Below are 25,413 nucleotides of genomic sequence, written 5' to 3' on the forward strand. Positions count from 1 at the left end.
GCCCGGTTACATTCCGAACCCGGAAGCTAAGCCTTACAGCGCCGATGGTACTGCAGGGGGGACCCTGTGGGAGAGTAGGACACCGCCGAACAATTCTTGAAAGGGTTGGATCCTGAACTTCGGTTCGGGGTCCAACCCTTTTTTGTTGTGCGTCACTTGAAGTTCACGTTGCGCCACCACCATCCACAGCATGGGTACTGCTGCAATGCTCAGGGCCGCCGGCGTCGGAGTCGGTGACGAGGTCGTCGTACCGGCCTTCGGGAACGTCGAGGTCGCCGAGGCGGTGACACTCGCCGCTGCGCTTCCGGTGTTCGCGGACATACATCCGGTCAGTTACTGCCTTGACGCGTCCGCTGTCGAAGCGGCCATAACTCCGCGGACGGCGGCCGTCGTTGTCGTACACCGATTCGGGCGGCCGGCCGACATGGCGGCGCTGCTCGCGGTCGGGCGGCGGCACGGGTTGCTGGTGTTGCAGGAGGGCGAGTCCGAGGCGCCGTACGACGAGATCGCTCAACGTCGGGAACGCGCCTGCTATCTCGACGGGAAGTTGCGCGGGGTGCGCACGCCCGATGGCGGGGACGGACATACCTATCAGCAGTACGTCGTGCGGGTGCCCGGTAACGGGCGGCCGGACCGGGACGCGTTCGCCCGGGCGCTGCGGAGCAAGGGAGTTGGGTGCAGGGTGCCGGTGAAGACGCCCGTGCACCGGTTGCCTGAATTCCGGCGTTGTGTGGCGCTTCCGGAGACCGAGCGGGCTGCCGACGAGACGCTCGCGCTGCCCGTGGACGCCTCGCTGACCAAACGGGACATGCAGCGAATCGTGGCCGCGTGCAATGCGCTCGGGGGACTGCTTCAGCCTGCTTTCTGAGCGAGTTGGGAGCACGGGTCTGTTCGGGGTATGATCTATTCCGTTGCCGCCGAGGGAAACCTCGAAAAGCGACAGGCCCCCTTAGCTCAGTCGGCAGAGCGTCTCCATGGTAAGGAGAAGGTCAACGGTTCGATTCCGTTAGGGGGCTCCAGCCAAAAGGCCCCGCCCATTCGGGCGGGGCCTTTTTCGTGCGCTCTCTCAGTCGTTCTGCAGGCCCGGGACTCGCATCGCCAGGATCGCCATGTCGTCGGACGGCGCGTCGGAGGCGAAGCGCTCGACCGCGCGCATGATGCGGGCCGCGACCGCGCCGGCCGTCAGGCCCGTGCAGGTGGTGAGGACGTCGGCGAGACCGTCGTCGCCCAGCATGCGGGTGCCTTCCCGGCGTTCGGTGACGCCGTCCGTGACACAGAGGAGGACGTCGCCCGGGTCGAGGGTGACCGTCTCCTCGTAGAGCTCCAGGTCGTCCATGACACCGAGGAGGGGCTGGGGTTCGGCGGCCGGTTCCACGGTGCCGTCCTGGCGCAGGCGGAGCGGGAGCGGATGGCCGGCACAGACGACCTTCAGGCGGGCGCTGCCGTCCTCCTGCGGCCACAACTCGCCGTAGAGGAGGGTCAGGAAGCGGCTGCGGGCGCCCTCGTCGAGGATCGCGGAGTTCAGGCGCTCCAGGACGGCCGGGCCGCTGAGGCCTTCCCTGGCCAGGAGGCGGAGGGCGTGCCGCGCGAGGCCCGTCACCGCCGCCGCGTTCGGGCCCGTGCCGCAGACGTCGCCGATGGCGAAGCCGTAAGCGCCGTCGCTGATGGGGAAGACGTCGTAGAAGTCGCCGCCGACCTCGTTGCCCTCGCCGGCCGCGCGGTAGATGACCTCGACCTCGACGCCGTCGATCTCGGGCAGCTCGGGCGGCAGGAGGCTGCGCTGGAGGGACTGGCTGATGGCCGTGCGCTCGGAGTAGAGGCGGGCGTTGTCGAGGGCGAGGGCGGCTCGGCGGGACAAGTCCTCGGCAAGTTCCAGGATTTCCTGGCGGAAGTGTTCGTCGGCGGGCTTGCCGAGGGTGAGCATGCCGATGACGCGGTTGCGGGCGACCAGGGGGAGGACGACGGTCTCGCCGCCGACCGCGGAGGCCGTGGCGAGCGTGGGGCCGATTCCGGAGGCGATCTGGTGGGTGGGGCCGCCGCTGAGGCCGAGGCTGCGCCTGGAACTGCGCAGGGCCGCCTGGTGGGCCGCCTCGCTGGGGGCCGACCAGACGCGGGCGCCGGGGGTGGGGACCGGGTCCGGGGGCTGGATCTTCGACAACAGCGACTTGATGCCGTCGATGAGTTCCTCGTCCTCGTGCAGGACGTACGACAGATAGGGATCCGAGGCCTGGTCGGCGATCGTGTAGACGGCGCACCAGGTGGCCAGGGTCGGGACGGTCATCTGGGCCATGAGGGCCAGTGTCTGGTCGCGGTCCAGGGTGCCGGCGAGGAGGTCGGAGGCCTCGACGAGGAAGCTCAGGGAACCGCGGCGCAGGCGTTCGAGTTCGCCCAGGCGGGCCGACTCGACGGCCAACGCGATGCGGTCGGCGGCGAATTGGAGGCGAAGGGCCTCTTCGTTCGAGTATCTGCCGGGGCTCTCCGCGGCCACGCCCAGGGAGCCGGTGAGGCGGCCCTCGACCTTCAGCGGGACCGTGACGACCGAGCGCATGCCGGTGCCGCTCAGGAGCGGTACGGCCCCCGGTACGGCCGACAGGTCGTCGTGGACGGCCGGCATGCGGGCGGAGCCGTATCTGCCGGGGCCCGCCTCGACGGGCACGCGCGCGAAGCGCTGGCGGGCGGAGGGCAGGCCGGTGGAGGCGCGGACCTCCAGCTCCGTCTCGTCGTCGGTCGCGAGGAGCAGGAAGGCGGAGTCGCCGTCGAGCATGTCGCGCGCGCGTTCGACCGTGCGCTGGAGGAGGCCGTCGAGGTCGTCCGGGGCCGGGGAGCCGATGAACACCTCGAAGGGGTCGGTGCTCTGGCCGTCGGCGGACGTGGTCGTGTCGGCTGCTGGGCCGCGCAAGGGCGTCTGGAGTACGGCTCGCTCGTGGTCGCGCACCAGGAGGCAGACCGTGGACGGCTCGCCGCCGGTGTCGCGGACGCGCAGGTGGGAGGCGTAGACCGAGGTGACGCGGCCGTTGGCGGCCCTTATGCCGTAGCTGCCCTCCCAGCGCGAGAGTTGAAGGGCCTCGGCGATTCCGGTGCTGGTGCCCGGGGTGTGCGGCCAGGCCGCGAGGTCGGTCAGGGGCTTGCCGATGACCTGTTCGGCGGCGTAGCCGAAGAGTTCCTCGGCGTCCTCGTTCCACGAGGTGATGGCGCACGTACGGTCGATCTGGACGACGGCGACGCGGACACGGCCGTCGGCCAGCGGGAGGAGGTCCGCGGGCAGCGACGGGCCGGCCGTGCGGGTGCCCACCGGACGTTCGGGCAGGTCGAGTTGGAACCAGACCTGCTTGTGGGTCGGGGTGTACTCGACGCCCCACCGGCCGGCGAGCGCGGCGCAGAGCTGGAGGCCGCGGCCGCCCTCGCGGTCGAGGTTGCCCATGTTGACGGCCTGGCCCTGGAGGGGGATCTCCCGCTCGGGGTAGCGGTCGGCGACCTCGATCCGTACGCCGTCGTCACTGCGCAGGCACAGGACGTCGGCGGAGGTACCCGCGTGCACCACGGCATTGGTGACGAGTTCGCTGGTGAGGACCACCGCGTCGTCGACGATGTCGGCGAATCCCCAGCCCTGGAGGGTGTCACGGACGAAGGAGCGGGCGGTCGCCACCGATCGTCCGAGGGGCTCGAAGCTGGCGGCCGCGCGCGCGGTGATCACAGAACTCCTCGACCGGTTGTCGACGTGCAGGGCTGCCTGGCCGACCGGCTCGTGCCGCTGCTGCGGCAGACCGCCCGTCGGCCGGGGATCCGGGTTCTGTCCCCCGGGGATCAGTCCGGTGGTCATGTGTGCGGCCGCCCTCCGATGCCCGCTCGTGCTCGTGCCACCGCCCAGGCCGGACGGACCGGCTCGGCTGGACAGCCGCATGCAAGGTTACTTACCTTCGACGGCCATGCGGATGCCGGTCTGCAGTGTTTCCGTCCGGAGGGTGTGCGGACGATGTGCGAAGCTGCCGAACTGTTATGGCCGGGTTCAACCGGGGTGAAACACTGGGCAAGCTCCTGAAGAAGGTTCGGGCAGGCCGAGTGGCTTGCGCGTACTACGGGCAGCAGCCCGTGGTGCGGCTTCGCATGCCTGGCTGAAATATCGCTGTAGTAAACAGAAGCACGCGGCAGCCACCGGTGTGGCGCGCGGTAGCACCCGAGCACAGCAGTAACGGTCGACCCCTGCGGGAGGGACACAGTGGAGTCTGGCGCAGCGACGCGGGGCACTAGGACGCGCGCGAAGGGTGGACAGTCCCCGAGCGGCGGGCGCAAACCGCGGGGCGGGACCACCGCGGTGGACACGGCTGCCCTGGACCGGCTGCTGACGGCGCTGGTCTCGATGCGCGACGGGAACTTCCGCAAGCGGCTCACCGTGTCCGGTGACGGCGTGATGTCGGAGATCGCGGCGGTCTTCAACGAGGTGGCCGACCGCAATCTCCATCTGACGGGTGAGCTGTCCCGGGTACGGCGCATGGTGGGCCGTGAGGGCAAGCTCACAGAACGGCTGGAAACCGGCGCCTGTGAGGGCTCCTGGGCGTCCGCCATCGATGCCTCCAACGCGCTCGTCGACGATCTCGTCCGGCCCGTCTCCGAGGTCGGCCGGGTGCTGTCCGCGGTGGCGGAGGGCGATCTGTCACCCCGTATGGAGCTCAGGACCCAGGCGCCGGACGGGACGGGGCATCCGCTGCGCGGGGAGTTCCTGAAGGTCGGGCGGACTGTAAACAACCTTGTCGATCAGCTCTCGACGTTCACCGACGAGGTCACGCGTGTGGCCAGCGAGGTCGGCACCGAGGGCAAGCTCGGCGGACAGGCACGCGTGCGTGGCATGTCGGGCTCCTGGAAGGACCTGACCGAGTCCGTCAACACGATGGCGTACCGGCTGACGGCCCAGGTGCGGGACATCGCGCTGGTCACGACCGCGGTGGCCAAGGGTGACCTGTCCCGCAAGGTCACGGTGCACGTGGCCGGCGAGATGCTGGAGCTGAAGAACACCGTCAACACGATGGTGGACCAGCTCTCGTCCTTCTCCTCCGAGGTGACCCGCGTCGCGCGCGAGGTGGGCGTCGAGGGCGAGCTCGGCGGCCAGGCGCAGGTGCCGGGTGTGGCCGGGGTGTGGAAGGACCTCACCGATTCGGTGAACCTCATGGCCGGCAACCTGACGGCCCAGGTGCGCGGGATCGCCCAGGTGACGACGGCGGTGGCCAGCGGTGACCTGTCGCAGAAGGTGACGGTCTCCGCACGCGGCGAGGTCGCACAGCTCGCCGACACGATCAACCAGATGACCGAGACGCTGCGGATCTTCGCGGACGAGGTCACGCGCGTGGCCAACGAGGTCGGTGCCGAGGGACAGCTCGGCGGCCAGGCGAACGTGCCGGGCGCGGCGGGGACGTGGAAGGACCTCACCGACTCGGTGAACACGGTCTTCCGGAACCTCACCACCCAGGTGCGGGACATCGCCGCCGTGACGACCGCGGTGGCCAACGGTGACCTGTCGCAGAAGGTCACCGTCGACGTGGCCGGCGAGATGCTGGAGCTGAAGAACACCGTCAACGGGATGGTGGACCAGCTGTCCGCGTTCGGTGCCGAGGTCACGCGCGTGGCGCGCGAGATCGGTGTCGAGGGTGAGCTGGGTGGTCAGGCGCAGGTGCCCGGGGCCGCGGGGACGTGGAAGGACCTCACCGACTCCGTCAACACCGCGTTCAGGAACCTCACCGGACAGGTGAGGAACATCGCCCAGGTGACGACGGCGGTGGCCAACGGTGACCTGTCGCAGAAGGTCACCGTGGACGTCTCCGGCGAGATGCTCCAGCTGAAGAACACCGTGAACACGATGGTGGACCAGCTGTCCGCCTTCGCCGACCAGGTGACGCGGATGGCCCGGGACGTGGGCACCGAGGGCCGCCTGGGCGGTCAGGCGGTCGTGCCGGGGGTCTCCGGCACCTGGAAGGAGCTCACCGACTCCGTCAACTTCATGGGTGGCAACCTCACCTCTCAGGTGCGGCAGATCGCCCAGGTGACGACGGCGGTGGCCCGGGGTGACCTGTCGCAGAAGATCGACGTGGACGCGCGCGGCGAGATCCTGGAGCTGAAGAACACCATCAACACGATGGTGGACCAGCTGTCCGCCTTCGCCGACCAGGTGACCCGGGTGGCCCGCGAGGTGGGCACCGAGGGGCGTCTCGGCGGACAGGCGCAGGTGCCCGGTGTCGCGGGTGTGTGGCGTGACCTGACCGATTCCGTGAACGGAATGGCAGGAAACCTTACTGCTCAGGTGCGCAACATCGCCCAGGTGGCCACCGCGGTGGCCCGGGGTGACCTGTCGCAGAAGATCGACGTGGACGCGCGCGGCGAGATCCTGGAGCTGAAGAACACCCTCAACACGATGGTGGACCAGCTCTCCAGCTTCGCCGACCAGGTGACGCGGGTGGCCCGTGAGGTGGGCACCGAGGGCATCCTCGGCGGGCAGGCCGAGGTGCAGGGTGTCTCCGGCACCTGGAAGGACCTCACCCAGTCCGTGAACTTCATGGCGAACAACCTGACCATCCAGGTGCGCAACATCGCCGAGGTCACGACAGCGGTCGCCAAGGGCGATCTCTCGAAGAAGATCACCGTCGACGCGAAGGGCGAGATCCTCGAACTCGTCACCACCGTCAACACGATGGTCGACCAGCTGTCGTCCTTCGCCGAGCAGGTGACCCGGGTGGCCCGTGAGGTGGGCACCGAGGGCATCCTGGGGGGCCAGGCGCACGTTCCGGGTGTCACGGGCATCTGGAAGGACCTCAGCGACAACGTGAACCTGATGGCCAACAACCTGACCATGCAGGTGCGCAACATCTCCCAGGTCGCGAACGCGGTCGCCAACGGTGACCTGACGCGGACGGTGACGATCGAGGCGCGCGGTGAGGTCGCGCAGCTCGCCGACACCTTCAACACCATGGTGAAGACGCTGAGTTCGTTCGCCGACCAGGTCACCAAGGTGGCCCGCGAGGTGGGTACGGACGGCATCCTGGGCGGCCAGGCGCGGGTGCCCGGTGTGGCCGGCACCTGGAAGGACCTCACCGAGTCCGTGAACCAGATGGCGTCCAACCTGACCGGTCAGGTGCGGAACATCGCGATGGTCACCACGGCCATCGCCAAGGGCGACCTGACCAAGAAGATCGACATCGACGCCCGCGGCGAGATCCTGGAGCTGAAGACCACCATCAACACGATGGTCGACCAGCTGTCCTCCTTCGCGGAGGAGGTCACCCGCGTCGCCCGCGAGGTGGGTACCGAAGGACAGCTCGGCGGCCAGGCACGCGTGCGTGACGTCGACGGCACCTGGCGCGACCTGACCGAGTCCGTGAACGAAATGGCAGGAAACCTTACCCGTCAGGTACGCGCCATCGCGCGGGTCGCCACAGCGGTGACCCGGGGCGACCTGAACTTGAAGATCGACGTGGACGCGTCCGGGGAGATCCAGGAGCTCCAGGACTACATCAACAAGATGATCGCCAACCTGCGCGACACCACGATCGCCAACAAGGAGCAGGACTGGCTCAAGGGCAACCTGGCCCGTATCTCGGCGCTCATGCAGGGCCGCCGGGACCTGGAGGACGTGGCCTCGCTGATCATGAGCGAGCTGACGCCGGTGGTGACCGCGCAGCACGGCGCGTTCTTCGTCGCGATGCCGCTCCTGGACGGCAAGGACATGAGCACCGAGGCCGAGGACCAGTACGAGCTGCGGATGCTCGGGTCGTACGGCTACTCGATGGGCTCCATGCCGACGTCGTTCCGGCCGGGTGAGGCGCTCATCGGGACGGCCGCCGAGGAGAAGCGCACGATCCTGGTGGACAACGCGCCCAGCGGCTATCTGAAGATCTCCTCCGGTCTCGGAGAAGCGCCGCCCGCGCAAGTGATCGTCCTCCCGGTGCTGTTCGAGGGCAAGGTGCTCGGTGTCATCGAGCTCGCGTCCTTCACACCCTTCACGCAGATCCAGAAGGACTTCCTCAACCAGATCGCCGAGATGATCGCGACGAGCGTCAACACCATCTCCGTCAACACCAAGACGGAAGTGCTGCTGAAGCAGTCCCAGGAGCTGACCGAGCAACTGCGGGAGCGGTCGGCCGAGTTGGAGAACCGGCAGAAGGCCCTCCAGGCGTCCAACGCCGAGCTGGAGGAGAAGGCCGAGCTGCTGGCCCAGCAGAACCGCGACATCGAGGTCAAGAACACCGAGATCGAGGAGGCGCGGCAGGTCCTGGAGGAGCGCGCCGAGCAGCTCGCCGTCTCCATGCGGTACAAGAGCGAGTTCCTGGCCAACATGTCCCACGAGCTGCGGACGCCGCTCAACTCGCTGCTGATCCTCGCCAAGCTGCTCGCCGACAACGCGGACTCCAACCTCACCCCGAAGCAGGTCGAGTTCGCCGAGACCATCCATGGCGCGGGCTCCGACCTGCTCCAGCTCATCAACGACATCCTCGACCTGTCGAAGGTCGAGGCGGGCAAGATGGACGTGTCCCCGACGCGTATCGCGCTGGTCCAGCTCGTGGACTACGTGGAGGCCACCTTCCGGCCGCTGACCGCGGAGAAGGGCCTCGACCTCTCCGTGCGGGTCTCGCCCGAGCTGCCCGCCACGCTGCACACCGACGAGCAGCGGCTGCTCCAGGTGCTGCGCAACCTGCTGTCCAACGCGGTGAAGTTCACCGACTCCGGGGCCGTCGAGCTGGTCATCAGGCCCGCCGGACGGGATGTGCCGGTGGCGATCCGGGAGCAGCTGCTGGAGGCCGGTTCGCTGCGCGACCCGGACGCCGACCTGATCGCGTTCTCGGTGACCGACACCGGCATCGGTATCGCGGCCAGCAAGATGCGGGTGATCTTCGAGGCGTTCAAGCAGGCCGACGGGACGACCAGCCGCAAGTACGGCGGCACCGGACTCGGGCTGTCGATCTCGCGGGAGATCGCGCAACTGCTCGGCGGAGAGATCCACGCGCAGAGCGAGCCGGGGCGCGGATCGACGTTCACGCTGTATTTGCCGCTGCACCCCAGCGAACTGCCGCCGCAGGGCTACCAGCAGTCCATGCCCGCCCTGGAGGCCGGCGACCTGGTGGCGTCCACGTCGGAGAACGCGACGACCGGGGTCGAGGTCGAGACGCCGGCCGAGGTGAGGTCGTACCAGGAGACGCAGAACGGTGCGGCGGCGCTCTTCCGGCGCCGCCGCAGGACCGCACCGGCCCTCGAACAGCGGATCGGACAGCCGGACCAGTGGTCGGCGGTGGAGCACCAGGCCGCGCCGCAGCCGCGCCGGGGCATCCGCTTCGGCGGGGAGAAGGTGCTGATCGTCGACGACGACATCCGCAACGTCTTCGCGCTCACCAGCGTTCTCGAACAGCACGGACTGTCGGTGCTCTACGCGGAGAACGGCCGTGAGGGCATCGAGGTGCTGGAACAGCACGAGGACGTGGCGGTCGTCCTGATGGACATCATGATGCCCGAGATGGACGGGTACGCGACGACGAACGCGATCCGCAGGATGCCGCAGTTCGCCGGGCTCCCGATCATCGCGCTGACCGCGAAGGCCATGAAGGGCGACCGGGAGAAGGCGATCGAGTCGGGGGCCTCCGACTACGTGACCAAGCCGGTCGACCCCGATCATCTGCTGTCGGTCATGGAACAGTGGATGCGGGGGGAGTGATGGGAATCAGCGAAGTTCACGCGGAGTTGCTGACTCAGTGTGCCCGATGCCGTGTAGAAGTACGGGATTCGGGGAACCTTCTGGTCTCCCGCTACGTTTCTGCTACGTGCACAGTGACATCACGGTGACAGGGTGTGGCGACAGACAGGGTGCGGCTACGATGACCGGCACAAGGACGGGCGGCGAAAGGGAGTCGTCCCCAGGGGCGGCACCCGGTGCACATCCGGGGCGAGGAGGGCGGGCCATGGTGCAGAAGGCCAAGATCCTCCTGGTCGATGACCGGCCGGAGAATCTGCTGGCGCTGGAGGCCATCCTCTCCGCGCTCGATCAGACACTGGTGCGGGCATCGTCCGGGGAGGAAGCGCTCAAGGCGCTGCTCACGGACGACTTCGCGGTGATTCTGCTGGACGTCCAGATGCCTGGCATGGACGGTTTCGAGACCGCGGCACACATCAAACGGCGGGAGCGGACCCGGGACATCCCGATCATCTTCCTGACCGCAATCAACCACGGTCCGCACCACACCTTCCGGGGGTACGCGGCGGGCGCGGTGGACTACATCTCCAAGCCGTTCGACCCGTGGGTGCTGCGCGCGAAGGTCTCGGTGTTCGTCGAGCTCTACATGAAGAACTGCCAGCTCCGGGAGCAGGCGGCGCTGCTGCGGCTCCAGTTGGAGGGCGGCGGAGGCAAGGCGGCGGTCGGGGACGCGAAGGAGCCGGCGGGTCTGCTCGCCGAGTTGTCCGCGCGGCTCGCGGCGGTGGAGGAACAGGCCGAGGCGCTCTCCAAGCAACTGGACGACGAGTCCGCGGACGCGGCCGCGGTGGCCACCGCGGCCCATCTCGAACGCAAACTCACGGGGTTGCGGCGCGCACTGGACGCGCTGGAGCCGGGCACCGGGAGTTCGCCGTCGGTGCCCTCGCAGAACTGACGCGCGCCGAAGGACCCTTTGAGTCCGCGTCAGTTCGACACCTCCTCAGAAGCGACACGAACGGGTGAAGCAGCGGGCACACGTGTCCCCGGTCGTCTCCACCGGTAATCTCACACCCATGGCCTCACGTCCCTCCGCAGCCAAGAAGCAGCCCGCCAAGAAGGCTGCCGCTCCCGCGAAGGGGCCGGCGAGGAAGGCCCCTGCGAAGAAGGCACCGGCGAAGAAGGCGCCCGCCAGGAAGGCCGCGGCGAAGAAGGCCGTGCCGCCCAGGCCGGCGCCCAGCCCGACCGGTGGCATCCTCCGCCTCATCCGCGCCATCTGGCTCGGCCTCGCCCACGCCGTCGGCGCGGTGTTCCGCGGGATAGGGCAGGGCGCGAAGAACCTCGACCCCGCGCACCGGAAGGACGGCGTGGCACTCCTGCTGCTGGGCCTCGGCCTGATCGTGGCCGCCGGTACCTGGTCGAACCTGCGCGGCCCCGTCGGCGACCTCGTCGAGATCATCGTGACCGGCGCCTTCGGCCGGCTCGACCTGCTCGTGCCGATACTGCTCGCGGTCATCGCCGTGCGCTTCATCCGGCACCCCGAGAAGCCCGAGGCCAACGGCCGGATCGTGATCGGCCTGTCGGCGCTCGTCATCGGCGTGCTCGGCCAGGTCCACATCGCCTGCGGCTCGCCCGCCCGCAGCGCCGGCATGCAGGCGATAAGGGACGCCGGCGGCCTCATCGGCTGGGGAGCGGCGACCCCGCTGACGTACACCATGGGCGAGGTCCTCGCCGTACCGCTGCTCGTGCTGCTGACCGTGTTCGGGCTGCTCGTCGTCACGGCCACGCCGGTCAACGCCATTCCGCGGCGGCTGCGGGAGCTCGGTGTGCGGCTCGGGATCCTCCCCGACCCGGTGGACGGACTCGGCGAGGACGACGAGCGCTACGACGAGCAGTGGCGCGAGGCGCTGCCCGCGCGCGGACGCAAGCGAGGCCCCGCGCCCGAGTCGTACGACCCCGACGGAGCGGAGCAGGAGGCCCTGTCGCAGCGTCGTGGGCGCCCCAGGCGGTCCGCGGTGCCGCAGCCCGCGATGGACCGGCAGATGGACGCCGTCGACATCGCCGCGGCCGCCGCGGCGGATCTGGACGGCGTCGTGATGCACGGCCTGCCGCCCTCGCCGCTGGTCGCCGACCTCACGCACGGCGTCAGCGTGGGCGACCGGGTGGAGACGACCCCCGTACCCACTCCGGTCCCGGCCGCGCGGCCCAAGCAGGAGGCGCGCCCGAAGCAGGAGAAGCTCAAGGTCGAGGTCGCCGACCTCACCAAGCCCGCACCCGAGGCGCCGAGCGAACTGCCCTCGCGCGCGGAGCAGCTCCAGCTGTCCGGCGACATCACCTACGCGCTGCCCTCCCTCGATCTCCTGGAGCGCGGGGGACCCGGCAAGGCGCGCAGCGCGGCCAACGACGCCGTGGTCGCCTCGCTGACGACCGTCTTCACCGAGTTCAAGGTCGACGCCGCCGTCACCGGCTTCACGCGCGGGCCGACGGTCACGCGCTACGAGGTCGAGCTCGGACCCGCCGTCAAGGTCGAGCGGATCACCGCGCTGGCCAAGAACATCGCGTACGCCGTCGCCAGCCCGGACGTGCGGATCATCAGCCCGATCCCCGGCAAGTCCGCGGTCGGCATCGAGATCCCCAACACCGACCGGGAGATGGTCAACCTCGGTGACGTGCTGCGGCTCGCGGCGGCCGCAGAGGACGAGCACCCCATGCTGGTCGCGCTCGGCAAGGACGTCGAGGGCGGCTATGTGATGGCCAACCTGGCGAAGATGCCGCACGTGCTCGTCGCCGGAGCCACCGGTTCCGGTAAGTCGTCGTGCATTAACTGCTTGATCACTTCCATCATGGTGCGCGCGACCCCCGAGGACGTGCGCATGGTCCTCGTCGATCCCAAGCGCGTCGAGCTGACGGCCTACGAGGGCATCCCGCACCTGATCACGCCGATCATCACCAACCCCAAGCGGGCCGCCGAGGCGCTCCAGTGGGTCGTACGGGAGATGGACCTCCGCTACGACGACCTGGCGGCGTACGGCTTCCGGCACATCGACGACTTCAACGAGGCCATAAGGAACGGCAAGGTCAAACCGCCCGAGGGCAGTGAGCGCGAGCTCCAGCCGTACCCGTACCTGCTGGTGATCGTCGACGAGCTCGCCGACCTGATGATGGTCGCCCCGCGGGACGTCGAGGACGCGATCGTGCGGATCACGCAGCTCGCGCGCGCGGCCGGCATCCACCTGGTGCTCGCCACCCAGCGGCCGTCCGTGGACGTCGTCACCGGTCTGATCAAGGCGAACGTGCCCTCGCGGCTCGCCTTCGCCACCTCCTCGCTCGCCGACTCCCGGGTCATCCTCGACCAGCCGGGTGCCGAGAAGCTGATCGGCAAGGGCGACGGACTGTTCCTGCCGATGGGCGCCAACAAGCCCACCCGTATGCAGGGCGCCTTCGTGACCGAGGAAGAGGTCGCGGCGATCGTCCAGCACTGCAAGGACCAGATGGCGCCGGTCTTCCGGGACGACGTCGTCGTGGGCACCAAGCAGAAGAAGGAGATCGACGAGGAGATCGGCGACGACCTCGACCTGCTGTGCCAGGCGGCCGAACTGGTCGTCTCCACGCAGTTCGGGTCGACCTCCATGCTCCAGCGCAAGCTGCGGGTCGGGTTCGCGAAGGCGGGGCGGCTGATGGACCTGATGGAGTCCCGCGGCATCGTCGGACCCAGCGAGGGATCGAAGGCTCGTGACGTTCTTGTGAAGGCTGACGAGTTGGACGGAGTGCTCGCGGTGATCCGCGGGGAGGCTTAGAGGGAGCCCGGAGCGGGTGCGGCCACCGATGTTCGATCGTGACTCACCCGTAAGGGATCATCGAGCAACCGTTTCCCTTCGGCGTACGTCAAGTTGAGGGAAGCGAAAAGCTGCTGCCCCACCATCGGCGTGTTCGGCCATTCCGATGGCGTACAAAGTCCCACCGCCCGGTTGCCCCACCCTTTCGCACCCCCCCTAGACTGAACCTCCAGCACAGGTGGCTTAAACGCTCGAAAGGCGCCCCCGTGTCCATCGGCAACTCCCCTGAAGACGAGCGTCCGTTCGAAGACGACCCGCAGGAAGCCCACCTCTCCGTCGGCCACGCCCTGAAACAGGCGCGGATCGCGGCCGGGCTGACCGTCGACGACGTCAGCAACGCCACCAGGGTCCGCATCGCCATCGTGCACGCCATCGAGGCGGACGACTTCGCCCCCTGCGGTGGCGACGTGTACGCCCGGGGCCACATCCGGACCCTGGCCAAGGCCGTCCACCTGGATCCGGCCCCCTTGCTGGACCAGTACGCCGCCGATCACGGCGGTGGCCGTCCGGCTCCGACCCCGGCCGCCCCGCTGTTCGAGGCGGAACGCATCCGTCCGGAGCGGCGCGGGCCCAACTGGACCGCGGCCATGGTCGCCGCGATCGTCGCCGTGGTCGGCTTCGTCGGGTTCACCGCCTTCAAGGGCGACGACGGCGGGACGACACAGGTCGCCGACGGCACCACGCCCACCACCAGCAAGTCGCCGACGCCCAAGGCCGACAAGACCACCAAGGACCCGAAGCCCACGCCGTCCGACAGCGCCATCGCCGCGGCTCCCCAGGACAAGGTGACCGTGCAGGTCAGCGCCGCCGACGGCAAGAGCTGGATCCTCGCCAAGGACCACAACGGCCGGACCCTCTTCGACGGACTGCTCAAGCAGGGCGACAGCAAGACCTTCCAGGACAGCGACAAGATCAACCTCGTCCTCGGTGACGCCGGCGCGATCCAGCTGTACGTGAACGGCAAGGAGATCGACGACGACTGGCAGCCCGGCGCCGTGGAGCGCCTGACGTACACCAAGGGCGACCCACAGGTCGGCTAGGCATCTGTTCGGATTCCGTATCCGTTCGGATTCCGTCGCGAAGGGGTTGGCCAAGATCGGCCAACCCCTTCGACGTGGGGTGTCAGTGGGACGAAGTAGTCTTGAGCCCATGCCTGAACGCCGTACCGTCGCACTCGTCACTCTTGGCTGCGCCCGCAACGAGGTGGACTCGGAGGAGCTCGCAGGCCGTTTGGAGGCGGACGGCTGGGACCTCGTGGAGGACGCCGCAGACGCGGACGTCGCCGTCGTCAACACCTGTGGCTTCGTCGAGGCCGCCAAGAAGGACTCCGTCGACGCCCTCCTGGAGGCCAACGACCTCAAGGGCCACGGCAGAACCCAGGCCGTCGTGGCGGTGGGCTGCATGGCCGAGCGGTACGGCAAGGACCTCGCCGAGGCGCTGCCCGAGGCGGACGGGGTGCTCGGCTTCGACGACTACGCCGACATCTCCGACCGGCTCCAGACGATCCTCAGCGGTGGCATCCACGCCGCGCACACCCCGCGCGACCGGCGCAAGCTGCTGCCGATCAGCCCGGCCGAGCGGCAGGAGTCGGCGGCGTCCGTCGCGCTGCCGGGCCACGGCCCGGCCGAGGAGGCCGTTCCCGCCCCCGCCGACCTGCCGGACGGCCTCGCGCCTGCCTCGGGCCCCCGTGCACCCCTGCGCCGCCGTCTGGACGGCTCCCCGGTCGCCTCGGTGAAGCTCGCCTCCGGCTGCGACCGGCGCTGCTCCTTCTGCGCCATCCCGTCCTTCCGCGGCTCCTTCATCTCCCGCCGCCCCTCGGACGTCCTCAACGAGACGCGCTGGCTGGCCGAGCAGGGCGTCAAGGAGATCATGCTGGTCTCCGAGAACAACACGTCCTACGGCAAGGACCTCGGCGACATCCGTCTGCTGGAGTCCCTCCTGCCCGAGCTCGCCGAGGTGGACGGCCTCGAGCGCGTGCGGGTCAGCTACCTCCAGCCCGCCGAGATGCGGCCCGGCCTGATCGACGTGCTCACCTCCACGCCCAAGGTCGTGCCCTACTTCGACCTGTCCTTCCAGCACTCCGCCCCCGGCGTGCTGCGCGCGATGCGCCGCTTCGGCGACACCGACCGCTTCCTGGAGCTCCTCGACACCATCCGCGGCAAGGCCCCCGAGGCCGGCGTGCGCTCCAACTTCATCGTGGGCTTCCCCGGCGAGACCGAGGCCGACCTCGCCGAGCTGGAGCGGTTCCTGAACGGCGCGCGCCTGGACGCCATCGGTGTCTTCGGGTACTCCGACGAGGAGGGCACGGAAGCCGCGACGTACGAGAACAAGCTCGACGAGGACGTCGTCGCAGAGCGGCTCGCGCGTGTCTCCCGGCTCGCCGAGGAACTCGTCTCGCAGCGCGCCGAGGAGCGCGTGGGCGAGACCGTGCACGTCCTGGTCGAGTCCGTCGACGAGGAGGGCGTGTACGGCCGCGGCGCGCACCAGGCACCCGAGACCGACGGCCAGGTGCTGCTCACGAGCGGCGAAGGTCTGAGTGTCGGTCGTATGGTCGAGGCGAAGGTGGTCGGTACGGAAGGTGTCGACCTGGTGGCCGAGCCGCTCGACGGCTCGCTCGGGTGTAGTGAGGAGGCGGGCAGATGACCGGAGTTCCGGCGTCCGCCGCAGGTGGCCCCTCCGCTGCGAAGGGCGGATCGGTGAGCGGGGTCTCGGGCCCCGCGTCCGGCGCGGCACCGAGCACTCCTTCGGACGCGGTCTCCGGTACGGCTGCCGAGGTGCGCGCCGGTGTGGTCCCCGGAATGGGGGTCGTCGCCGGAGCGGTTTCGGAGGCCGACGTCGAATCCGGTGCGAAGCCCGCGCGCGCGAAGATCGCGGCCGCCGCCGTCAACCAGGCCAGCGTCTGGAACATCGCCAATCTGCTCACCATGCTCCGGCTGGTCCTCGTGCCCGGCTTCGTCGCCCTGATGCTGGCCGACGGCGGGTACGACCCCGCGTGGCGCTCGTTCGCCTGGGCGGCCTTCGCCGTCGCCATGATCACCGACCTGTTCGACGGGCACCTGGCGCGCGCCTACAACCTCGTCACGGACTTCGGGAAGATCGCCGACCCCATCGCCGACAAGGCGATCATGGGGGCGGCGCTGATCTGTCTCTCCGGGCTCGGTGACCTGCCCTGGTGGGTGACGATCGTCATCCTCGGCAGGGAACTCGGGATCACCCTCCTGCGTTTCCTCGTCATCCGGTACGGCGTGATCCCGGCGAGCCGGGGCGGCAAGCTCAAGACCCTCAGCCAGGGCATCGCCGTAGGGATGTACATCCTGGCGCTGACGGGGTGGCTGGCGACCGCGAGGTTCTGGGTGATGGCTGTGGCGGTCGTGCTGACCGTCGCGACCGGGCTGGACTATGTGAGACAGGCCATTGTGCTGCGCAGGCAGGGAATCGCCGAGCGCAAGGCGGCGTTGGAGGAGACGGAAGCGTGAATTCCCCAGCCGCCCAAGTGGTGCGACTACTCACCGTGAAGGGTCAGACGCTCGCGGTCGCCGAGTCACTCACCGGCGGACTGGTTGCGGCGGAAATCACAGCGGCCCCCGGCGCGTCCCAGGCGTTCCGGGGCTCGGTGACCGCCTACGCCACCGAACTGAAGCATGAGCTGCTGGGTGTCGACGCCACCCTGCTGGACCAGCGAGGTGCGGTGGATCCGCAGGTCGCGGCCCAGATGGCGGCCGGAGTGCGCAAGGCGCTCGGTGCCGACTGGGGTATCGCGACCACCGGAGTCGCGGGCCCGGAACCACAGGACGGCAAGCCCGTCGGAACGGTCTACGTGGCTGTCGACGGGCCCTCCGCGGGCGCTTCCGAGGCAGCGGGTGGCGGGAAAGTGACCGCGCTGCGGTTGAACGGCGACCGCGCGGAAATTCGTATGGAGAGTGTACGGAGCGTACTCGCACTCCTCCTGGAGGAGCTCGCGAGCGAACAGACCGGAAATGAGCGGGCACAGGATACGGAACGGAACGGGGGGTTTTGATGTTTGCAGCCCTGAGTGAACACGACATCGCTCCCCGCACGGCCGCGGCGCAAGGCGGTACGGTGGGGCGTGAAGGATGCGGCTACGCGGTCCGAGGAGGGAGCCACCGATGATTCTGCTCCGTCGCCTGCTGGGTGACGTGCTGCGTCGGCAGCGCCAGCGCCAGGGCCGTACTCTGCGCGAAGTCTCCTCCTCCGCCCGAGTCTCACTCGGCTATCTCTCCGAGGTGGAGCGGGGGCAGAAGGAGGCTTCCTCCGAACTGCTCTCCGCGATCTGCGACGCGCTGGACGTACGGATGTCCGAGCTCATGCGGGAAGTGAGCGACGAGCTCGCCCTCGCCGAGCTGGCCCAGTCTGCTGCGGCCACCCCCAGCGAGCCCGTACCGGCGCCCGTGCGCCCGATGCTGGGTTCCGTATCGGTGAAGGGTGTGCCACCGGAACGAGTGACCATCAAGGCACCGAGCGAAGCGGTGGACGTCGTAGCGGCGTGACGCTCGCGCTCGGTGTGCCATGAGTGATGGCCGCCGAGAGGAAGTCTGCGAGGCCCCGGACGGGTTTCTCCAGTGGTTTTGGAGAGGCGCCGGTCGGGGTTTTCGTGCATCTTGGAGCGACGGCCGCGTCGGTGCGTCCGTGTGCCCTTGGTGCGCCCTCCCCGCGGCTCGGGCGGCCGTCTAGCGTCCGGGCTGGAGGTGGCTGCATGGCGGGGCCGACAGTAGGCCGGGGGATGGCTCTCGGGCTCGGCGCACTGTGGTGGTGGGCTGTGGCGCGGCTGGTGCTGGCGCCGGGCGCCGGGGTGCTCGAAGGGGCGGTCGCGGCGGGTGGGTGGGGGCTGAGCCTGCTGCCGGTGCACTGTGTGCCCAAAGCGCGGGCCGCGGGGGCGGTGGCCGCCGGAAGGTGGCGTCAGGCGTGGCGGGCGGGGAAGCCCGCGGGGGCCGGGCGGGCCGGGCCGATTGGGGAGGCGGGGGCGGCGGGGGCGGCTACCACGGCATCGCCACCCCGCCGTTCGGACGGAGGATCTGGCCCGTCGTGAAGGACGAGGCGTCGGAGGCCAGGTAGAGCACGGCGTGCGCCACGTTCTCCGGTTCGCCCACGCGCCTGAGCGGTGACATGCGGGACATGAGGGCCTCGGTGTGGGCCTGGGCATCCGCGTCGTGGCGATCGGTCATGGGCGTGCGGATCCAGCCCGGTGCGACGGCGTTGACCCGGATGCCGTACCGGCCGACTTCGGTGGCCAGCGTCTTCGTGAGCTGTACGACGGCCGCCTTGGCCGCGCCGTAGCAGAGCAGGCCGGCGCCGCCCGTGTCCACGGCGCCGGAGGCCATCGTGACGATGCTGCCCCTCGTCTTCCGGTCGATCATCAGGCGGGCCGCCTCCTGGCAGGCGTGCAGCACGCCCTTGAAGTTGACGTTCAGGACGCGGTCGAGATCCTCGTCCCGCGTCTCCAGGACCGGGCTGCTGTGCATGATCCCGGCGACCGCGGCCAGCACGTCCAGGCGCTCGCAGGCGGTGACGGCCCGATGGAGTTGTGCGCGGTCGGTGACGTCGAGGGGATGGGTGTGCGCCGTTCCGCCGGCGTCCTTGATGAGGATCGCCGTGTCGTGCAGCCCCGACGCGTCGAGGTCGGCGCAGTGGACAGTGGCGCCCGCCTCGGCGAGCAGGACGGCGGTCGCGCGGCCGATGCCGCCGGCGGCGCCGGTGACGAACGCGGTGTGTCCGGTGAGGTCGTACGCGCTGATGGCCATGGAGCGACGGTACGAGCGTTTCTGACGGATCGTCAATTGGTGGTACGGCGTGAGGTTCTGGAGTGTGCTCCGCCCGGTGCTCTGTGGCGTGGGCTGGGGGCCGGGCCGATCTGGCAGGTCGGGCACCAGTACGTGGGGCGTTCGCGGGAACCGTCGCCCTGGTCGGCGACACGCAGGGAGGTGCGGCAACGGAGGCAGGGGCGCGGGGCGCGGCCGTAGACGAACAGGTCCTGGCCGCGGCGGCCGGTGGTGTTGCGGACCGGGCGGTCGCGGTTGGCCTCCAGGAGCTTCTTGGAGAGCGCGGGGAGCTGGGCGGCGCGGTCCGCGGGGAGGGCGCCGACGGGGAGCCAGGGGGTGACGCCGAGCAGGAAGCAGATCTCGCTCTTGAAGACGTTGCCGACGCCGGCGAGATTGCGCTGGTCGAGGAGGGCCTCGCCGAGGGGCCGGGCGGGGTCCTGGAGGAGATTGGCGAGGGCGCGCTCGGGGTTCCAGTCCGGGCCGAGGAGGTCGGGGCCGAGGTGGCCGACGGCCTTGTGCTCGTCCGCGGTGCGGAGCAGTTCGAGGACGGGGAGGCGGTAGCCGACGGCGGCGAGGTCGGAGTTGGCCAGGATCGCGCGGATCTGGTGGGTGGGGCCGCCTGTCCAGCGCTGGTTCTCCGCGTAGATCTTCCAGGAGCCGTCCATGCGGAGGTGGGAGTGCAGGGTCAGGCCGCCCTCGATGCGGGTGAGGAGGTGTTTGCCGCGGGCGGTGACGTCGAGGACCCTGCGGCCTGTGAGGTCGGCTGTGGCGAATTTCGGCACCCTGAGGTCGCTGCGGGTCAGCACCTTGTCCGCGAGGGCGGTGTGGAGGCGCTTCGCGGCTTGCCAGACGGTGTCTCCTTCGGGCATGGGTCAAGGGTGTCATGGGGGAAGGGATTCCTGCCTGGCCTCGGCTTCGCCTTCGGCCAGGGTGGTCCCACCCGCACCACCCGTGCGGGAATCGTGGTCGGGTGCGGGTGGCCCCTGTGGGGTGGGCTCGCCGTCGGCGGGTGCGGGTGGGTGCGTGGGGGCACGGTGGTGCGGGTGCGGGTGCGGGTGCGGGTTTGGGGGTGTGGGGGTGTGGGGGCGTGAGTGAGACGTTCGCGCGGGGTGAGGGGTCAGGCGCGTAGGCGTAGGCCCCTTGGGGTGGCGATGAAGCCTGCTGCTTCCAGGAGGGTGCCCAGGGGGGAGGTCAGGGCCGAGGTGCCGTTGATGCGTTCCACCGTGACCGTACCCAGGGAGCCGGCCTTGGCGGCTGCCGCGAGGGCTTCGGAGGCCGGGCGCAGGCGGGGGTCCTCGGTGGGGGTGGTGTCGGTGGTGTCCGTGGTGGAGGGCCAGGCAAGGAGCGTTTTGCCGCCCCGCTCCATGTACAGCGTGAGCTCGCCGTCCACGAGGACCACCAGGGAGCCCGCCTTACGCCCCGGTTTGTGGCCCGCCTCGGTCGGAGGGTCGGGCCAGGGGAGGGCGGCGCCGTAGGCGTTGGCGGGATCGGCGGCGGCGAGGACCACGGCTCGGGAGGCGTCGGAGGCGTTCTGCCTGCGGTTGCCGAAGCCGGAGCCGTACGAGGGGGTGCCTTGCCAGTGCTGAGGGGTGGGCTGGGGTGGGTAGTCGCGCGGTGAGACGTACTCGTCGCGGGAGGCGGGGGACAGGGGCCCGGACTGGGTGTCCGGGCCGGCTTCGCCGCCGGGGCCGTCCGGGGTGTCGAAGGCGCGGGTCCAGTCCCAGTCCTCGGCCGCGGGGTCGGTCGGTGCCGGGTCCGAGCCCCAGATGTCGGGAGCGCCGGTCTCCGGCATCGCCTCGCCGCGGTCGCGGGCGTTGGACACCGCGCGGAGGCGGTCGACCGCGCCGTCCATGGCGAACTGGGCGGCGCCGAGACCCTCCACGACATAGCCGCGACGAGCCTGGCCACTGTCCTCGAAGGCGGACAGGATGCGGTACGTCGCCGAGAAGCCGCCCTCCACGCCCTCCGCGGACACGGCTCCCCGGGTGACCACTCCGTGCCGGTCCAGGAGGGTGCGGGCCAGGGCGTGGGCGCGCACGGTCGGGTCGGCCTCGCGTGGCGGGAGCAGGGACCAGCGGCCGGCGACGGTCGGCGGGCCGGTGCGGGAGGCGGTGCGGGCGGCCGCGGTGAGGGAGCCGTAGCGGCCGCGGGGGATCGTGCGTTTGGCGCGGTGAGCGGTGGAACCGGCGGTGCGGCCGGAGCCCAGCAGGGAGCGCATGGGGGTGAGGGTGTCGTTGGTGAGCCGCCCGGACCAGGCCAGCTCCCATACGGCGTCGGCCAGTTGGGGGTCGGTGGCGTCCGGGTGGGTGGTGGCGCGGACCTGGTCGGCGATCTGGCGGAAGAACAGGCCGTAGCCGCCGGTGAGGGCGTCCAGGACGGACTGGTGCAGGGCCGTCAGCTCCAGGGGGTGGGGTGGGGGCAGGAGGAGTGGGGCCGCGTCCGCCAGGTACAGGGAGACCCAGCCGTCCTTGCCCGGGAGCGCGCCCGCTCCGGCCCACACGATCTCTCCGGCGGCGGTGAGCTCGTCGAGCATGGCCGGGGTGTAGTTCGTGACGCGGGACGGCAAAACGAGCTTCTCCAGGGCGGAGGCGGGCACGGAGGCGCCCTGCAACTGCTCGACGGCACGCACCAGCCCGTCGATGCCGCGCAGGGAGTGCCCCTTGCCGATGTGCTGCCACTGCGGGAGGAACTGGGCGAGGGCCGGGGGCGGCACCGGTTCGAGCTCGTGGCGCAGGGCTGCCAGGGAACGGCGGCGCAGGCGGCGGAGCACGGTCGCGTCGCACCACTCCTGGCCGATGCCCGCCGGGTGGAACTCTCCCTGTACGACACGTCCGCTCGCGGCCAGGCGCTGCAACGCGCCCTCGGTGACCGCCGTGCCCAGGCCGAAGCGGGCGGCTGCCGTCGCCGAGGTGAAGGGGCCGTGGGTGCGGGCGTAGCGCGCGAGGAGGTCGCCGAGAGGGTCCTTGACCGGTTCCGTGAAGGCCTCCGGGACGCCGACCGGCAGCGCTGTGCCGAGGGCGTCACGCAGGCGGCCCGCGTCCTCGATCGCCGCCCAGTGGTCGGCGCCGGCGACCCGGACCTTGATCGTGCGGCGGGCCCGGGCGAGCTCTTGCGCCCACTGCGGCTCGGCGCCCCGCTCGGCCAGCTCGGCGTCCGTGAGCGGTCCGAGGACACGGAGGATGTCCGCCACGCCCTCGGCGTCCTTCACCCGGCGGTCCTCGGTGAGCCACTGGAGCTCGCGCTCCAGCTCGGTCAGGACCTCGGCGTCGAGCAGCTCGCGCAGCTCCGCCTGGCCCAGCAGCTCGGCCAGCAGCCGCGAGTCCAGCGAGAGGGCCGCTGCCCGGCGCTCGGCGAGGGGCGAGTCGCCCTCGTACAGGAACTGGGCGACGTAGCCGAAGAGCAGGGACCGGGCGAAGGGGGAGGGCTCGGGGGTGGTGACCTCGACCAGGCGGACCCTGCGGGATTCCAGGTCGCCCATGAGCTCGACGAGGCCGGGGACGTCGAAGACGTCCTGGAGGCACTCCCGGACCGCCTCCAGGACGATGGGGAACGAGCCGAACTCGCTCGCCACCTGGAGCAGTTGGGAAGCGCGCTGGCGCTGCTGCCACAGGGGGGTGCGCTTGCCGGGGTTGCGGCGCGGCAGCAGGAGCGCCCGGGCGGCGCATTCGCGGAAGCGGGAGGCGAACAGGGCGGAGCCGCCCACCTGGTCGGTGACCACCTGGTCGACCTCGCCCTTGTCGAAGACGACGTCCGCGGCGCCCACCGGGGCCTGCTCGGCGTCGTACTCCGTGCCGATCCTGGCCGGTTCCCGGTCGAGGAGGTCCAGGCTCATCAGGTCGGCGTCGGGCAGCCGCAGCACGATGCCGTCGTCGGCGTGCATGACCTGGGCGTCCATGCCGTAGCGCTCGGAGAGCTTGGCGCCGAGGGCGAGGGCCCAGGGGGCGTGGACCTGGGCGCCGAAGGGGGAGTGGACGACGACCCGCCAGTCGCCGAGTTCGTCCCGGAAGCGCTCCACGACGATCGTGCGGTCGTCCGGGACGTGGCCGCAGGCCTCGCGCTGTTCGTCCAGGTAGGACAGGACGTTGTCCGCGGCCCACGCGTCCAGGCCCGCGGTGAGCAGGCGCAGGCGGGCGTCCTCCTTGGACAGGGAGCCGACCTCACGGAGGAACGCGCCCACCGCGCGGCCCAGTTCGAGGGGGCGGCCCAGCTGGTCGCCCTTCCAGAAGGGGAGCCTGCCGGGGACGCCGGGGGCGGGGGAGACCAGGACCCGGTCGCGGGTGATGTCCTCGATGCGCCAGGAGCTGGTGCCGAGCGTGAAGACGTCCCCGACGCGCGACTCGTAGACCATCTCCTCATCGAGCTCGCCGACCCTCCCGCCGCCCTTCTTGGGGTCCGAGCCGGCGAGGAAGACGCCGAAGAGGCCGCGGTCGGGGATGGTGCCGCCGGAGGTGACGGCGAGTCGCTGGGCGCCGGGGCGGCCGGTGATCGTGCCGGCGATGCGGTCCCAGACCACGCGCGGGCGCAGTTCGGCGAAGGCGTCGGAGGGATAGCGGCCCGCGAGCATGTCGAGGACCGCGGTGAAGGCGGACTCGGGGAGGGAGGCGAAGGGGGCCGCCCTGCGGACCGTGGCGAGGAGGTCGTCGAGCTGCCAGGTGTCCATCGCGGTCATCGCGACGATCTGCTGGGCGAGGACGTCCAGGGGGTTCGCGGGGACCTTGAGGGACTCGATGGAACCGGTCCGCATGCGTTCCGTGACGACCGCCGCCTGGACCAGGTCGCCTCGGTACTTCGGGAAGACCACGCCGGTGGAGACGGCGCCGACCTGGTGGCCCGCGCGGCCGACGCGTTGCAGGCCGGAGGCGACGGAGGGGGGTGACTCGACCTGGATCACCAGGTCCACCGCACCCATGTCGATGCCGAGTTCGAGGCTGGAGGTCGCCACTACAGCGGGGAGACGGCCCGCTTTGAGGTCCTCCTCGACCAGGGCGCGCTGTTCCTTGGAGACCGAGCCGTGGTGGGCCCGGGCGATGACCTGGGGCGCGCCCTGGGCCGCGCCCGAGCCGCCCATGAGTTCGGCCGGGGCGTGGTGTTCGTCCAGGGGCTCGCCGGTGGCCCGCTCGTAGGCGATCTCGTTGAGGCGGTTGCAGAGGCGTTCCGCGAGGCGGCGGGAGTTCGCGAAGACGATCGTGGAGCGGTGGGACTGGACGAGGTCGGTGATCCGCTCCTCCACGTGGGGCCAGATGGAGGGGCGCTCCGCGCCTTCGTTGCCCTCGGCCACCGGGGAGCCGCCGAGTTCGCCCAGGTCTTCGACCGGGACCACGACCGAGAGGTCGAACTCCTTGCCGGACTTCGGCTGAACGATCTCCACCTTGCGCTGCGGGGAGAGATAGCGGGCGATCTCGTCCACCGGGCGGACCGTGGCGGAGAGGCCGATGCGGCGGGCCGGCTTCGGCAGGAGCTCGTCCAGGCGCTCCAGGGAGAGGGCCAGGTGGGCGCCGCGCTTGGTGCCGGCCACGGCGTGCACCTCGTCGAGGATCACCGTCTCGATCCCGGTCAGTGCGTCCCGGGCCGCCGACGTCAGCATCAGGAACAGGGATTCCGGGGTGGTGATCAGGATGTCCGGGGGACGGGTGGACAGAGCCCTGCGTTCGGCCGGAGGGGTGTCGCCGGAGCGGATGCCCACCTTGACCTCGGGCTCGGGGAGGCCCAGGCGGACGGATTCCTGGCGGATGCCGGTGAGGGGGCTGCGGAGGTTGCGCTCCACGTCGACGGCGAGGGCCTTGAGGGGGGAGACGTACAGGACCCGGCAGCGCTTCTTCGGGTCCGCGGGCGGAGGTGTGGAGGCCAGCTGGTCCAGAGCGGCGAGGAAGGCGGCGAGGGTCTTGCCGGAGCCGGTGGGGGCGACGACCAGCACGTCCGAGCCCTCTGCGATGGCCTGCCACGCGCCGGCCTGGGCGGTGGTGGGCGCGTCGAACGCACCCGTGAACCAACCGCGGGTCGCGGGGGAGAAGCCGTTCAGGGCTCGGTGTGCTGGGTTGACCATGCGTCCATCCTGCACCCCGGGACTGACAATGCCCCTGGCGGTCGGGGCGGTGGGGTTGTCGTTCGGGTGCGGGGTGGGTGGGGGCGGGCGTTTGCGCAG

At 70.4% G+C, this 25,413-nt stretch carries 14 protein-coding genes, 1 tRNA gene and 1 rRNA gene; 12 read left to right on the plus strand and 4 right to left on the minus strand.

What is annotated here, in order from left to right; all coding sequences use genetic code 11:
• The 3 genes from rrf to ABZ098_RS29045 all read left to right on the plus strand — a co-directional run.
• Positions 1-91: ribosomal RNA gene (gene rrf, locus ABZ098_RS29035) — 5S ribosomal RNA — on the plus strand; the annotation flags it as partial.
• A gap of 114 nt (positions 92-205) precedes the next feature.
• Positions 206-868 (plus strand): DegT/DnrJ/EryC1/StrS family aminotransferase, encoded by a 663-nt coding sequence (locus tag ABZ098_RS29040; protein ID WP_356596457.1) that lies wholly within the window; start codon positions 206-208, stop codon positions 866-868.
• A 75-nt stretch (positions 869-943) separates the two neighbouring features.
• Positions 944-1,019, plus strand: a tRNA-Thr gene (locus ABZ098_RS29045).
• A 47-nt stretch (positions 1,020-1,066) separates the two neighbouring features.
• Here ABZ098_RS29045 and ABZ098_RS29050 read toward each other — a convergent pair.
• The gene (locus tag ABZ098_RS29050; protein ID WP_356596087.1) at positions 1,067-3,820 is read right to left on the minus strand and encodes a SpoIIE family protein phosphatase; all 2,754 of its coding nucleotides are present in this window, start codon (positions 3,818-3,820) and stop codon (positions 1,067-1,069) included.
• A 396-nt stretch (positions 3,821-4,216) separates the two neighbouring features.
• Between ABZ098_RS29050 and ABZ098_RS29055 the strand changes: the two genes are divergently transcribed.
• The 9 genes from ABZ098_RS29055 (at position 4,217) to ABZ098_RS29095 (ending at position 18,541) form a co-directional block, all read left to right on the plus strand.
• Positions 4,217-9,688, plus strand: a complete 5,472-nt coding sequence (locus tag ABZ098_RS29055; RefSeq protein ID WP_356596089.1) for a HAMP domain-containing protein — start codon at positions 4,217-4,219, stop codon at positions 9,686-9,688.
• Positions 9,689-9,932: 244 nt separating this feature from the next.
• Positions 9,933-10,616, plus strand: coding sequence for a response regulator (locus ABZ098_RS29060; protein ID WP_328641248.1), 684 nt, complete (start codon positions 9,933-9,935; stop codon positions 10,614-10,616).
• Between the two features lie 118 nt (positions 10,617-10,734).
• Positions 10,735-13,455: a DNA translocase FtsK gene (locus ABZ098_RS29065; protein WP_356596091.1), complete on the plus strand. Its 2,721-nt coding sequence runs from the start codon at positions 10,735-10,737 to the stop codon at positions 13,453-13,455.
• Positions 13,456-13,700: 245 nt separating this feature from the next.
• Positions 13,701-14,534, plus strand: a complete 834-nt coding sequence (locus ABZ098_RS29070; RefSeq protein WP_356596093.1) for a helix-turn-helix domain-containing protein — start codon at positions 13,701-13,703, stop codon at positions 14,532-14,534.
• Positions 14,535-14,643: 109 nt separating this feature from the next.
• Positions 14,644-16,137, plus strand: a complete 1,494-nt coding sequence (rimO, locus tag ABZ098_RS29075; protein WP_356596095.1) for a 30S ribosomal protein S12 methylthiotransferase RimO — start codon at positions 14,644-14,646, stop codon at positions 16,135-16,137.
• On the plus strand, positions 16,134-16,970 hold the full coding sequence (pgsA, locus tag ABZ098_RS29080; RefSeq protein ID WP_356596097.1) for a CDP-diacylglycerol--glycerol-3-phosphate 3-phosphatidyltransferase: 837 nt from the start codon (positions 16,134-16,136) through the stop codon (positions 16,968-16,970). Before rimO ends, pgsA begins: the two co-directional genes overlap by 4 nt.
• Positions 16,967-17,512, plus strand: coding sequence for a CinA family protein (locus tag ABZ098_RS29085; protein WP_356596099.1), 546 nt, complete (start codon positions 16,967-16,969; stop codon positions 17,510-17,512). Before pgsA ends, ABZ098_RS29085 begins: the two co-directional genes overlap by 4 nt.
• A gap of 109 nt (positions 17,513-17,621) precedes the next feature.
• A complete protein-coding gene (locus ABZ098_RS29090) occupies positions 17,622-18,002 on the plus strand; it encodes a helix-turn-helix transcriptional regulator (RefSeq protein ID WP_007385114.1) in 381 nt (126 codons plus the stop codon).
• A gap of 206 nt (positions 18,003-18,208) precedes the next feature.
• Complete coding sequence (locus ABZ098_RS29095) at positions 18,209-18,541, plus strand: hypothetical protein (RefSeq protein WP_356596101.1); 333 nt, start codon at positions 18,209-18,211, stop codon at positions 18,539-18,541.
• Here ABZ098_RS29095 and ABZ098_RS29100 read toward each other — a convergent pair.
• The 3 genes from ABZ098_RS29100 to ABZ098_RS29110 all read right to left on the minus strand — a co-directional run bounded on the left by ABZ098_RS29100 (position 18,489) and on the right by ABZ098_RS29110 (position 25,314).
• The gene (locus tag ABZ098_RS29100) at positions 18,489-19,253 is read right to left on the minus strand and encodes an SDR family NAD(P)-dependent oxidoreductase (RefSeq protein WP_356596103.1); all 765 of its coding nucleotides are present in this window, start codon (positions 19,251-19,253) and stop codon (positions 18,489-18,491) included. The two genes, ABZ098_RS29095 and ABZ098_RS29100, sit on opposite strands and share 53 nt — an antisense overlap.
• A gap of 32 nt (positions 19,254-19,285) precedes the next feature.
• Positions 19,286-20,140, minus strand: a complete 855-nt coding sequence (locus tag ABZ098_RS29105) for a DNA-formamidopyrimidine glycosylase family protein (protein ID WP_356596104.1) — start codon at positions 20,138-20,140, stop codon at positions 19,286-19,288.
• A gap of 248 nt (positions 20,141-20,388) precedes the next feature.
• Positions 20,389-25,314 (minus strand): ATP-dependent helicase, encoded by a 4,926-nt coding sequence (locus tag ABZ098_RS29110; RefSeq protein WP_356596106.1) that lies wholly within the window; start codon positions 25,312-25,314, stop codon positions 20,389-20,391.
• Positions 25,315-25,413 lie beyond the last annotated feature (99 nt).

The sequence above is a fragment of the Streptomyces sp. NPDC006335 genome, assembly GCF_040612795.1.
Classification (GTDB): Bacteria; Actinomycetota; Actinomycetes; order Streptomycetales; family Streptomycetaceae; genus Streptomyces.

Excerpts from the sequence above, each read along its gene's own strand:
- ABZ098_RS29065 (WP_356596091.1), top strand. The coding sequence starts at position 10,735 with ATGGCCTCACGTCCCTCCGCAGCCAAGAAGCAGCCCGCCAAGAAGGCT.
- ABZ098_RS29040 (WP_356596457.1), top strand. The coding sequence starts at position 206 with ATGCTCAGGGCCGCCGGCGTCGGAGTCGGTGACGAGGTCGTCGTACCG.
- ABZ098_RS29060 (WP_328641248.1), top strand. The coding sequence starts at position 9,933 with ATGGTGCAGAAGGCCAAGATCCTCCTGGTCGATGACCGGCCGGAGAAT.
- ABZ098_RS29105 (WP_356596104.1), bottom strand. The coding sequence starts at position 20,140 with ATGCCCGAAGGAGACACCGTCTGGCAAGCCGCGAAGCGCCTCCACACC.
- pgsA (WP_356596097.1), top strand. The coding sequence starts at position 16,134 with ATGACCGGAGTTCCGGCGTCCGCCGCAGGTGGCCCCTCCGCTGCGAAG.
- rimO (WP_356596095.1), top strand. The coding sequence starts at position 14,644 with ATGCCTGAACGCCGTACCGTCGCACTCGTCACTCTTGGCTGCGCCCGC.
- ABZ098_RS29050 (WP_356596087.1), bottom strand. The coding sequence starts at position 3,820 with ATGACCACCGGACTGATCCCCGGGGGACAGAACCCGGATCCCCGGCCG.
- ABZ098_RS29090 (WP_007385114.1), top strand. The coding sequence starts at position 17,622 with ATGATTCTGCTCCGTCGCCTGCTGGGTGACGTGCTGCGTCGGCAGCGC.
- ABZ098_RS29095 (WP_356596101.1), top strand. The coding sequence starts at position 18,209 with ATGGCGGGGCCGACAGTAGGCCGGGGGATGGCTCTCGGGCTCGGCGCA.
- ABZ098_RS29100 (WP_356596103.1), bottom strand. The coding sequence starts at position 19,253 with ATGGCCATCAGCGCGTACGACCTCACCGGACACACCGCGTTCGTCACC.
- ABZ098_RS29110 (WP_356596106.1), bottom strand. The coding sequence starts at position 25,314 with ATGGTCAACCCAGCACACCGAGCCCTGAACGGCTTCTCCCCCGCGACC.